Below are 12,050 nucleotides of genomic sequence, written 5' to 3'. Positions count from 1 at the left end.
TTGGCAGCAGGCGCGCCGGTCCGCAGTGACCGTCTCGTACGACCAGGTACGGGCGGACACCGTCGTCCTCGACCCGCGCGCAGACCTCTCGCACCCGCGAGAGGTTTTTCGCTTTTCTGGCCCACCCGCAGCCGGAGGCGAGAGCGCGAGGGAGTATGTGGGGACGGTGGAGCCGGTCATTCCGGTACAGACCGCGATTTCATCCTCAGGAGCCTTGAGACCATGACCGCAACCAGCGAGCTCGACGATCAGTTCCACGTCTTCGACACCACCCTGCGCGACGGCGCCCAGCGGGAGGGCATCAACCTCACCGTCGCGGACAAGCTGGCCATCGCACGGCACCTGGACGACTTCGGCGTGGGCTTCATCGAGGGCGGCTGGCCCGGCGCCAACCCGCGGGACACCGAGTTCTTCGCCCGCGCGCAGGCGGAGATCGAGTTCAGGCACGCGCAACTGGTCGCCTTCGGCGCGACCCGCCGGGCCGGTGCCAAGGCGAGCGAGGACCCGCAGGTCAAGGCGCTGCTGGACTCGGGCGCCCCGGTGATCACCCTGGTCGCCAAGTCCCACGACCGGCACGTGGAGCTCGCCCTGCGCACCACGCTGGACGAGAACCTGGAGATGGTCCGCGACACGGTGTCGTACCTGGTCGCGCAGGGCCGCCGGGTCTTCGTCGACTGCGAGCACTTCTTCGACGGCTACCGCGCCAACCCCGAGTACGCCAAGGCCGTCGTACGGGCCGCCTCCGATGCGGGCGCCTCCGTCGTCATCCTCTGCGACACCAACGGCGGCATGCTCCCCGCCCAGATCCAGGCCGTCGTCTCGACCGTCCTCGCCGACACCGGCGCCCGCCTCGGCATCCACGCCCAGGACGACACCGGCTGCGCGGTGGCCAACACGCTGGCTGCCGTGGACGCGGGCGCCACCCACGTCCAGTGCACGGCCAACGGCTACGGCGAGCGGGTCGGCAACGCCAACCTGTTCCCGGTGGTGGCGGCGCTGGAGCTGAAGTACGGCAAGAAGGTGCTGCCGGAGGGCAAGCTGCGCGAGATGACGCGCATCTCCCACGCGATCGCCGAGGTCGTCAACCTCACCCCCTCCACCCACCAGCCCTACGTCGGCGTCTCGGCCTTCGCCCACAAGGCCGGCCTGCACGCCTCCGCCATCAAGGTCGACCCCGACCTGTACCAGCACATCGACCCCGAGCTGGTCGGCAACACCATGCGGATGCTGGTCTCCGACATGGCCGGACGCGCCTCGGTGGAGCTGAAGGGCAAGGAACTCGGCGTCGACCTCGGCGGCGACCGCGAGCTGGTCGGCCGGGTCGTGGAGCGGGTCAAGGAGCGCGAGCTCAAGGGCTACACCTACGAGGCCGCCGACGCCAGCTTCGAACTCCTCCTGCGCGGTGAGGTCGAGGGCAGGCCGCTGAAGTACTTCGCCGTCGAGTCCTGGCGCGCGATCGTCGAGGACCGCCCCGACGGCAGCCACGCCAACGAGGCCACGGTCAAGCTCTTCGCCAAGGGCGAGCGCATCGTCGCCACCGCGGAGGGCAACGGCCCGGTCAACGCCCTCGACCGCGCCCTGCGCGTCGCGCTGGAGAAGATCTACCCGCAGCTGGCCAAGCTCGACCTGGTCGACTACAAGGTCCGCATCCTGGAGGGCGTCCACGGCACCCAGTCCACGACCCGCGTCCTGATCTCCACCTCGGACGGCTCCGGCGAGTGGTCCACGGTGGGCGTGGCGGACAACGTCATCGCCGCGTCCTGGCAGGCCCTGGAGGACGCGTACACCTACGGCCTGCTCCGAGCGGGCGTCACCCCCGCCGAGTAACCCCGCTCAGCACGAGTCCTCGGCGAGCTCCTCGAACTCGCCGAGGCTCATGGGGCGGTCGTCGGCCCAGACCTGGCCGGGCTTCAGGGCGGTGAGGTCGGCGGCGGTGAAGCTGACGATGCCGTTGTACGAGTCCCCGGTGATGTAGTGGCCGAAGGCCAGGACGTAGGTGTGGTCCGGCAGCAGCCGCTGGGCGCCGACGGGCCGGGCCTTCCAGGCGGGCGGCGGCGCGAACAGCGGGAATTCGTCGTCCCCTTCGGCCTCGCCGTCCGTGCTCCACCCCGAGGCGACGGCACCCGCCTCGGTACGGCCCGCCCGGCCCTCCAGATCCGGCTCCCGGTAGCTGTCGTCACCGCACGGCCGGATCAGCGCCCATGGCCGCCCGTCCGCGCCGACCCGCACCGCCGCCAACGGCAGGTCGACGGCCGCGCACCCACCGAGCAGCAACGCCCCCGCCACGGCACCCGCCAGAGCTGCCACCCGCCGCCTCAACACCCGTCCCCCACCAGCTCGTCGAAGTCCTCCCGGCTCATCGCCCGCCCGTCCGTCCGGACTTCACCGGCCGCCGGCGCGGCCAGGTCCTCGCCCCGGAAGGTGACCTCCCCGACGTAGTCCACGAAGTCCTTGTGCTCGTACGCCGTGAACTGCACGTGGCAGCCGCGCCGGAGAGCATCCGCCGCGGTCCGACCGTCTCCGGGTGCCAGGTGCCGGGCGGGGTGAAGAGCGGGAACGTCGTGTCGGCGAGCGCGGGCACGGCCGGTGCCGTCCAGCCGTTCGCGGCCCGGTGGCCCCGGCCGTCCGTGTCCGGCCAGACGCCGACCAGCGACAGCTGCGCCGGACTGCACCCGCTCAGCAGCAGCCTCCCGGCCACCGCACCCGCCACTGTGACCTCCACACGTCGCACGCCCCGCCCCCTCCACCGTCGTACCGACGACATCATCCGGCATGCGCCCGCACCACCACCGTTCGGCACCGGTCTCGTTGCGGTCGTACAACATGCCTGGTGAGGGCGAGAGTTGAAGGTGCGCCCCGGGAGCCCGAATGGCTGACGCGATGCCTTGACGGGCTCGCGGGGCACCATTTAACTCACGGCGTGAGGTAAGTCATGAGTGGACGATGAGACCCACGCGAGCCAAGGGGGAAGCTCCATGCGAAGAACCGCCCTGCTCACCTCCGCCACTTTGCTGGCGGCCCTGTTGCCGGCCGTGGTCGCACAGGCCGCCGACGATCCCGCCCCGGTCCCCGTCGACCGCTTCGAGGGCGAAGTCCCCTTCGCGAACCCGCCGGAGGGCGGCCTCTTCACCTGGGGCGGCGACACCGACGACCCGCCGGCTCTCCGACTCGACGCGCGGGACGACGCCCCCGAGGGCGGCAAGGTCCTCTCCGGCACCTACGACATCAGCGGCTACGGCGGCTTCACCCACGACTTCGCCTTCGCCGAGCCCGCCCACGACTGGTCGGCCCACAAAGGCATCCGTTTCTGGTGGGAAGGCCAGGACAACGGCAAGAAGATCGCCTTCGAACTGAAGGACGGCGGCGCCAACGGCGAGGCCTCCGAGCTCTGGACGACCTCCTTCACCGACGACTTCAGCGGCTGGAAACAGATCGAGATCCCCTTCACCGACTTCGTGTACCGCACCGACTACCAGCCCGTCGGCGGCATCGACCACGTCCTCGGCCTCACCGAGACCTGGGGGTACGCCGTCACCCTGCCCGTCGGCACACCCGGCCGGTTCGCCATGGACGGCGTCGAGTTGTACGGCAAGGCCGATCAATCCCTGCGCGCGAACGTCCTCACCGACGCCGCCGTGTACCCCGTGCAGGAGGGCAAGACGGCCTCCGTCGCGGTCACCGTCGCCACCACCGGTTCCGCCCCCCTCGACGAGCCCGTGACCGTCGCCTACGCGACCGTGGGCGGCAGCGCCTCGACCGGCGACTACACGCCTGTCGAGGGCGAGTTCACCTTCCCCGCGGGCACCGCATCCGGCACGACACGGAGGATCGAGGTCCGGACGGCGAAGGACCGGGACGCCGAGGCCGCCGAGACCATCCCGCTCAAGCTCACCGTCACCGGCGCCAAGCCCCCCGCCGAGACCCCGCAGATCGTCATCGACGCCCACGGACTGCCGTACCTCGACAGCAGGTTGCCCGTGCAGCGGCGCGTCGCCGACCTCCTCTCGCGGATGTCCCTGGAGGAGAAGGCCGGCCAGATGACCCAGGCCGAGCGCGGAGCCGTCGGGACCGGCGGCGACATCGCCGCCTACGCCCTCGGCTCACTCCTCTCCGGCGGCGGCTCCACCCCCACGCCCAACACCCCCGAGGCCTGGGCGAAGATGATCGACTCCTTCCAGCTCCGGGCGCAGGCGACCCGTTTCCAGATCCCCCTCATCTACGGCGTCGACGCCGTCCACGGCCACAACAACCTGGTCGGCGCCACCGTCATGCCCCACAACATCGGCCTCGGCGCCACTCGCGACCCCCGACTCGCCCAGCGCACCGGCGCGGTGACCGCCGCCGAGGTCCGCGCCACCGGCATCCCCTGGGACTTCGCCCCCTGCCTCTGCGTCACCCGCGACGAACGCTGGGGCCGCTCCTACGAGTCCTTCGGCGAGGACCCGGCCCTCGTCGACTCGATGGAGACGATCATCCAGGGCCTCCAAGGCGCCCGGAACGGCGCGGACTTGAAGGACGACGACAAGGTCCTCGCCACCGCCAAGCACTTCGTCGGCGACGGCGGCACCGCCTACGGCTCCTCCACCACCGGCACCTACACCATCGACCAGGGCGTCACCACGGTCACCCGGCAGCAACTGGAGGCGATCCATCTCGCCCCCTACCAGACCGCCGTGGACCGCGGCGTCGGCACGGTCATGCCGTCGTACTCCTCCCTCGACGTGGTGGGCGACGGCCTCGGCCCCGTCAAGATGCACGCCCGCGGCGACATGATCAACGGCATTCTCAAATCACGTATGGGGTTCGACGGCTTCGTCATCAGCGACTGGGACGGCATCAACCAGATCCCCGGCGACTACACCTCGGACGTCCGCACCTCGGTCAACGCCGGCATCGACATGGTCATGGCCCCGTACGCCTACCGCGACTTCCGCACCGCGCTCGTCGCCGAGACGCAGGCCGGCCGGGTGAGCGAGGCACGGATCGACGACGCCGTCTCCCGCATCCTCACCCAGAAGTTCAGGCTCGGCCTCTTCGAGAAGCCGTACGCCGACACGAGCGGCGCCGCGCGGATCGGTTCCCCGGAACACCGCGCCGTGGCCCGGCAGGCGGTGGCCGAATCGCAGGTGCTGCTGAAGAACGCGGGCGGCGTGCTGCCCCTGAAGAAGTCCCAGAAGGTGTACGTCGCCGGCTCCGACGCCGACGACATCGGCAACCAGTCCGGCGGCTGGACCGTCACCTGGCAGGGCTCCTCCGGCGACATCGTCCCCGGCACCACGATCCTGGAGGGCCTGCGCGAGGCCGGGGGAGACGTGACGTACTCCAAGGACGCCTCCGCGCCCACGACCGGCTACGACGTCGGCGTGGTCGTCGTCGGGGAGACCCCGTACGCCGAGGGTGTCGGTGACGTCGGCAACGGCCACGACCTGGAGCTGTCCGCGGCCGACAAGGCGGCGGTCGACAAGGTGTGCGCGGCCATGAAGTGCGCGGTGCTGCTCGTCTCGGGACGCCCGCAGCTCATCGGCGACCGGCTCGGCGCGATCGACGCCCTGGTGGCGTCCTGGCTGCCCGGCACCGAGGGCGCCGGAGTCGCCGACGTGCTCTACGGCAGGCGGCCCTTCACCGGGCAACTCCCCGTCACCTGGCCGAAGTCGGAGGCGCAGCTGCCGATCAACGTGGGGGACGCGACGTACGACCCGCAGTTCCCGTACGGCTGGGGTCTGACGACCCTGACCAGGGTCCCCGAGGGCGGCGCGACGACGTTGAAGGCCCTCGCCGTCGCGGCGGCCGTGGCCGAGAAGGCCGGGGCGGACGAGGCGGGCCGGGACCTGGTGACCAGGGCGCGGCTGATCGTGCAGCAGCGGCCGGTGACGGCGGCGCTGGCGAAGCCCTTCGCGGAGGCGGACCACCTGCTGCTGACCGGGCGGTACGGAAAGGCGGTGGAGAAGCTGGCCGAGGCATTTCGGGCGACGGCGGGCTGAGGCCGTTACGGGAGGCTTCGGGTAGCTTCGAAGTATGAAGTCCGCCGCACGGACCCGAAGCCTCCCGGGACTGCTGGCAGCCCTGGTGCTGGCGGTCCTGACCACGCTGTGGCCGGCCGCTCCGTCCGCCTCCGCGGCGACCAGCGTCTCGACGATCGCCGAGGCGCTGCGCGAGAGCCCGGTCTACGTCGATCCGGCGGCATCCGGACAACTGCCGTCGGAGGCGGCCGCCGCACTCACCCGGCAGATCGAGGACGCGGACAAGCCGCTCTTCGTGGCGGTCCTGCCGGCGGGCTACCCGACGCAGGACCTGTTCCGGAACCTGCGCACCGCCACCGGCGTGACCGGCCTGTACGCGATCCGCCTCGGCGACCGTTTCGACGCGCGCGCCGACTCCGCCGTCCTCTCCCGCTCCGCGGTGCGCAACCTGGTGACGAGCGTCCAGGGCGAGCAGGACACCACGACCCAGCTGAACGACTTCACGGGCCGGGCGCTGGCGAATCTGGGCGGGACGGCCCCGGCGAGCTGGGGCTCCTCCCCGGACGACGGAGGCGTCCCGACGGCCGCGCTGATCACGGTGGGCGCGGTGCTGGTGGCCGGCGGGGCGGGCGGGTACGCCCTGGTCCGCCGCAACCGGCGGCGCCACGCGGAGGAGCAGCGGGCGGCGCTGGAGAAGCTGCGGGTGGTGGTCGACGAGGACATCACCGCCTTCGGCGAGGAACTCGACCGCCTCGACTTCCACCCCGCCGAGCAGGGCGCGGACGACGCGATGCGCGCGGACTACGAGCGCGCCCTGGACGCCTACGAGGAGGCGAAGCGCCTGATGGCGGAGGTGCGCAGGCCGGAAGAGGTGCGGGCGGTCACCCAGGCCCTGGAGGACGGCCGCTTCTCCCTCGCCCAACTGGCGGCCCGCCGGGAGGGCCGACCGCTCCCGGAACGACGGGTCCCCTGCTTCTTCGACCCCCGCCACGGCCCCTCGGTCACGGACGCCACCTGGACGCCCCCGTCCGGCACCCCGCGCGAGGTCCCGGTCTGCGCCGCCGACGCCACCCGCCTCGCCGACGGCCGCGACCCGGTGATGCGCGAGGTCGACACGGACGCGGGCCGCCGCCCCTACTGGGACGCGGGCCCGGCGTACGGCCCCTGGGCGGGCGGCTACTTCGGCGGCGGCATCCTCCCCGGCCTCCTCGTCGGCACGGTCCTGGGCAGCATGATGGCGACCCCCGCCTACGCGACCGACTACGGCACGGGCTACGGCGACTTCGGCACGGACGCCTACGGCGGCTACGAGGGCGGCGACATCTCGGGCGCGAACTTCGACTCGGACGACTTCAGCGGGGGCTTCGGGGGCGGGGACTTCGGCGGCGGGGGCGACTTCGGAGGGGGCGGGGGAGGGGACTTCGGGGGCGGGTTCTGAGGACGGGACGGGGGCCTCGCCTCTCGACCCAGGTCCGGTCACTGCCTTCCCGCGCCGAAACGGGCCCGGCGCACCACACGCCGGGCCCGTGTCAGGCCGTACGGGAAGCAGCCGCCGTCAGAGAGTCGACGCGGCCGACGCTATCGCCGAGGCGAACGTGGACACCTCGGTGTACACGCCGGGCGCGTTGGGCCGCGCACACCCCTCGCCCCAGCTGACGATCCCGACCTGGATCCAGGCCCCGGCGTCGTCCTTGCGGAACATGGGCCCACCGGAGTCGCCCTGGCAGGTGTCGACGCCGCCGGACGCGAACCCGGCGCAGATCTCCTCGCTCGCGACCAGGTCGCCGTAGGACCCGCCGTACGCCTTGCAGGTGGCGTCGCTAACGAATGGCACCGTGGCCTTCAGCAGATACCGCTGCTGGGCCCCGCCCTCGCGCGCCGCACCCCACCCGGCAACGGTGAAGTCACCGGCGTTGTACTGCGTGTTCGTGGCGATCCTCAGCGTCGGCAGACTGATCGGCTGCGCGAGCTTGATGAGCGCCCAGTCCTTGCCGGTGCCGTTGTAGCCCGGTGCCTGGAGCACCTTCGTGGACCGCACCTGCACCCGCCCGCTGGTCGACTGGAGGTCGACGACCCCGGCGGTCGCGGTGATGCTCGTGTTGTTCCCGGAGCCGCTCACACAGTGCGCGGCGGTCAGCACGATCTGCTGGGTGTAGAGCGCCCCGCCGCAGCCCATGGAGAGCCGGACCATGAACGGGAACTCGCCCTGCGCGGCCCGGGTTCCGCCGACGACGGGCGCGGGGGCCGCCTGCGCGGCCGAGACGGGCTGGAGACTGGCGATCGCGAGGGCGGCGGCACCGAGGGCCGCGCATCTCTTGAGGGCCGTGAGGAGTCTCTTCAACGTGATGCCTTCCGTGGGGGGTGGAAGTGCTCGGATCACAGAAGTGACGTGCACATGCCAGGCAGCACAGCAAAGAAGTGCCCATTGAGTGACATGGGCAAGTCAAATCTGTCGGTGGATTATGAGAACGCTGTGAGGCCCGGGGCAAGGGGTGCGATCCGGCCACGCCCGGGCCGCGCGTCCCGGGGGCGCCCGCGGAGGGATCGACGGCAGCACAGCGCGAAGCGCCGGCGAGTCCCGAGGACTCACCGGCGCCGCCGCGGCAACCTCACGCGTTCTTGATCGCCGAGATGTCGAAGTGCAGCTTGATCTTGTCGGAGACCAGCACGCCACCCGTCTCCAGCGCGGCGTTCCACGTCAGCCCCCACTCCGAGCGCAGGATCTCGGCCTTGCCCTCGAAGCCGACGCGCTCGTTGCCGAACGGGTCCTTCGCGGCGCCGTTGAACTCCAGGTCGATGCTGAGCGGCTTGGTGGTGCCGAGGATGGTCAGGTCGCCGGTGATGCGGTAGTCGTCGCCGCCCAGGGACTCCGCCTTGGTGGAGCGGAAGGTCATGGTCGGAAACTCGTCGATCTTGAAGAAGTCCGCGCTCTTGAGGTGGCCGTCACGGTCGGGGGAGCCGGTGTCGATGCTCTCCATCTTGACGTCGATGGAGGCCGACGACGCGGACGGGTCGCCGCCGTCGAGGTGCAGCGAGCCGCTGAAGTCGCCGAACTTCCCCTTGACGTTGGTGACCATGGCGTGGCGGACGGTGAAGCCGATCGTGGAGTGGGCCGTGTCGATCGTGTAGTCACCGGTCAGGGCGGTCAGGTCGGTGGTCGCCATGGTGTGCTCCTTCGGAGTGAGTAAGTTGAACGTTGAACTACCCAACACGGATGACGGTAGACCTATTCCATTCAAGTTTCAACATCATCCGCAATGTGTTGGCGTGGTGACGCCGAGGTGGTAGATGCCCAGGGCATGAACCCACGTCACGGCGCCTCCAGGAGACTCACCCGCAGAGCCCTGTTACTCGCGGCGACCCTCGTCGCCACCGACACCTCGCTGAGCCGGGTGGCCGCCGTCGAGGCCGACCCCTACACCGCGCTCCGCCTCCGCTGGCTCGGCATCGCCCTCGGCACCGGCTACGACCCCACCGCCGAGCCCTACGCCTCCCGCCTCGCCGAGACCGGCGAACTGGCCCGCGCCTTCCGCGCCGCCATGGCCCCCACCGCCACCTCCCTCTGGCCCGACCGCCCCTACGACCCGCCCTCGGGCATCACCCAGAGCTACAGCCGCCTGTGGACCATGGCGCAGGCCTGCCTCCAGCCCGGCACCGGCTCCACCGGCGACGAAACCCTCCTCGCGGACGTCGTGCACGGCCTCGACCACCTCTCCGCCACCGTCTACAGCCCGGCCACCACCCGCTACGGCAACTGGTGGGAATGGCAGATCGGCAGCCCCCGCCTGCTGATGGACACCGCCCTGGCCCTCCACGACCACCTCACCGAGGACCGGCGCGCCGCGGCCTGCGCCGCCGTCGACCACTTCATCCCCGACGCCGTGCTCACCGACTACTCCGGCATCTCGACCGGCGCCAACCGCGTCGACCTGTGCCGGTCCGTCGCCCTGCGCGGCATCCTCGGCCGCGCCCCCGACCGCCTCGCGCTCGCCCGCGACGCGCTCTCGCCGGTCTTCCCGTACGTCACCCGAGGCGACGGCCCCTACGCCGACGGCTCCTTCGTCCAGCACACCTGGGTCGCCTACTCGGGGACCTACGGCCAGGTCCTCCTCGACGGCCTGGGGCGCCTCTTCGCCCTCCTCGCGGGATCGGAGTGGGAGGTGACCGACCCGAACCGGCAGATCGTCCTCGACAGCGTCGAGCATGCCTACGCGCCGCTGATCCACGACGGGTTGATGATGGACAGCGTCAACGGCCGCGCGATCAGCCGGGGTCACCTCAAGAGCGACGACCGGCACGTGATGCGCAGCGACCACTTCCACGGCCAGGGCATCATCGCCGCGATCACCCTCCTCGCGGCCGGCGCGAGCCCGGCGGAGCGACAGCGCTGGTACGGCCGGGTCAAGGACTGGATCGAACGGGACACCGTGACACCCGTCCTGACGGCACGTCAGTTCGACGTGGCGGACCTGGCCCGGCTCCGGGCCGTGGCGGAGTCACCGGTGCCCGCCGTCCCCGCCCCCGTCGGCCACCACCTCTTCGCCGCCATGGACCGCGCCGTCCACCGCCGCCCCCGCTTCGTCGCGAACATCGCCATGGCCAGCGACCGCATCGCCCACTACGAGTGCGGCAACGGCGAGAACCCGCGCGGCTGGCACACGGGCGCCGGCATGCTCTCCTGGTGGGCCGCGGGCAACGGCGGCCAGTACACCGACTGGTACTGGCCGACCGTCGACTGGTACCGCCTCCCCGGTACGACGGTCTCCACCCGCCGACTGCCCGACAAGGCCGGCGGCGAATGGGGCGAACCCAGACCCGACGTGCGCTGGGTCGGGGGCGCGACCGACGGCGAGTACGCCGCGATCGGCCAGCACCTGAAGGGCCTCGGCTCCACCCTCCAGGCCCGCAAGTCCTGGTTCTGCGTCGACGACGCCGTGATCTGCCTGGGCGCCGGCATCACCTGCGCCGACGGCGTGCCGGTGGAGACGGTCGTCGACAACCGCAACCTCGGCGAGAACGGCACCCAGACCTTCGTACGCGGCCACGGCTGGGCCCACCTCGAAGGCCACGGCGGCTACGTCGTGCCGTACGGCGAACTCCGCGCCCTCCGCGAGGACCGCACCGGCGCCTGGTCCGACATCAACACCACCAGCACGACGGAACGGGCCACCCGGCGCTGGCAGACCCTCTGGCTCGACCACGGCACCGACCCGGTCGACGCCACGTACCTCTATCTCCTGCTGCCGGGCGCCGGCCGGCACGAGACCGCCCTGCGCGCCGTCGACCGGCACTGGCTGTCGGTCCTCGCCAACGACAGCACCCGGCAAGCGGTCCGTGTCCCCTCCCTCGGCCTGACGGCGGCCGTCTTCTGGCGGGCCGGTACGGCGGGACCGCTCACCGCCTCCGCGGGCGCGAGCGTGCTCGTCCGCCGCCGGGGCCGCGCCGCTACCCTCTGCGTGAGCGAGCCGCCGCGCACGGGCGAGCCGCTGGAGATCACCTGGGACCACCCCGTACAGAACGTCCTGCGGGCCGACGACTCGGTCGAGATCCTCGGCACGGGCCGCCGGCTGCGCCTGCGCGTCACTCCGGGGAGGGCATGCGCCACACACGAATGTGAGGTGGCTCTCGGCTGAGCGCTTTGTGCGACCCCTACAAGCGGGACGCCCCCTGAGCAGTCGGAACGGCTGCATGCCGCTCAGGTTCTGTTCAGGGGTACCAGGAAAACGGGCCGGAGACTGTACGGAGTCGACGGCCCGCTTTCCTTGCCGTGCTTCGTAAGGTCACTACATGACCGTTTTGGATGACGCGCCGGGTGAGCCGACGGACGCACGCGGACGAGTGGCCGAGCTGCACGAGATCCGCGCCCAGGCACTGGCCGGACCGAGTGAGAAGGCGACCGAGGCGCAGCATGCCAAGGGCAAGCTGACCGCCCGGGAGCGCATCGAACTCCTCCTCGACCCGGGGTCGTTCCAGGAGGTCGAGCAGCTGCGCCGGCACCGTGCGGTCGGCTTCGGTCTGGAGGCCAAGAAGCCGTACACCGACGGTGTCATCACCGGCTGGGGCACGGTGGAGGGCCGCACGGTCTTCGTC

The 12,050-nt window shown here is 71.4% G+C and carries 9 protein-coding genes; 5 read left to right on the top strand and 4 right to left on the bottom strand.

Annotation, left to right across the window (positions count from 1 at the left end):
- Window positions 1-222 precede the first annotated feature (222 nt).
- Complete coding sequence (gene cimA, locus DI272_RS15185) at window positions 223-1,827, top strand: citramalate synthase (RefSeq protein WP_109495885.1); 1,605 nt, start codon at window positions 223-225, stop codon at window positions 1,825-1,827.
- Between the two features lie 6 nt (window positions 1,828-1,833).
- Here cimA and DI272_RS15180 read toward each other — a convergent pair whose 3' ends face one another.
- A complete protein-coding gene (locus DI272_RS15180) occupies window positions 1,834-2,307 on the bottom strand; it encodes a hypothetical protein (RefSeq protein WP_258314569.1) in 474 nt (157 codons plus the stop codon).
- Window positions 2,308-2,315: 8 nt separating this feature from the next.
- A complete protein-coding gene (locus DI272_RS44495; RefSeq protein WP_181387190.1) occupies window positions 2,316-2,477 on the bottom strand; it encodes a hypothetical protein in 162 nt (53 codons plus the stop codon).
- 498 nt (window positions 2,478-2,975) lie between these two features.
- Here DI272_RS44495 and DI272_RS15170 point away from each other — a divergent pair, with 498 nt between their 5' ends.
- Together DI272_RS15170 and DI272_RS15165 are read left to right on the top strand one after the other, a co-directional pair.
- Window positions 2,976-5,981, top strand: coding sequence for a glycoside hydrolase family 3 N-terminal domain-containing protein (locus tag DI272_RS15170; protein WP_109495883.1), 3,006 nt, complete (start codon window positions 2,976-2,978; stop codon window positions 5,979-5,981).
- A 34-nt stretch (window positions 5,982-6,015) separates the two neighbouring features.
- Window positions 6,016-7,398, top strand: a complete 1,383-nt coding sequence (locus DI272_RS15165; RefSeq protein ID WP_109495882.1) for a hypothetical protein — start codon at window positions 6,016-6,018, stop codon at window positions 7,396-7,398.
- A gap of 117 nt (window positions 7,399-7,515) precedes the next feature.
- On the opposite strand, the gene DI272_RS15160 is transcribed toward DI272_RS15165, so the two are convergent.
- Both DI272_RS15160 and DI272_RS15155 read right to left on the bottom strand, forming a co-directional pair.
- Window positions 7,516-8,301, bottom strand: coding sequence for a serine protease (locus tag DI272_RS15160; RefSeq protein ID WP_109495881.1), 786 nt, complete (start codon window positions 8,299-8,301; stop codon window positions 7,516-7,518).
- Window positions 8,302-8,569: 268 nt separating this feature from the next.
- Window positions 8,570-9,124 carry a YceI family protein gene (locus DI272_RS15155; RefSeq protein ID WP_109495880.1) on the bottom strand — a complete coding sequence of 185 codons (555 nt, stop codon included), beginning with the start codon at window positions 9,122-9,124 and terminating at the stop codon, window positions 8,570-8,572.
- A 135-nt stretch (window positions 9,125-9,259) separates the two neighbouring features.
- On the opposite strand from DI272_RS15155, the gene DI272_RS15150 reads away from it, so the two are divergent.
- On the top strand, window positions 9,260-11,593 hold the full coding sequence (locus tag DI272_RS15150) for a polysaccharide lyase 8 family protein (RefSeq protein WP_109495879.1): 2,334 nt from the start codon (window positions 9,260-9,262) through the stop codon (window positions 11,591-11,593).
- A 154-nt stretch (window positions 11,594-11,747) separates the two neighbouring features.
- Window positions 11,748-12,050, top strand: a 303-nt coding sequence (locus DI272_RS15145; protein ID WP_309221659.1) for a carboxyl transferase domain-containing protein, incomplete at its 3' end; no start/stop codon positions are given.

Source organism: Streptomyces sp. Act143, assembly GCF_003143935.1.
GTDB lineage: Bacteria > Actinomycetota > Actinomycetes > Streptomycetales > Streptomycetaceae > Streptomyces.
Note: the sequence above shows the minus strand (reverse complement) of the source record. Positions and strands in the feature narration are given on the sequence as shown.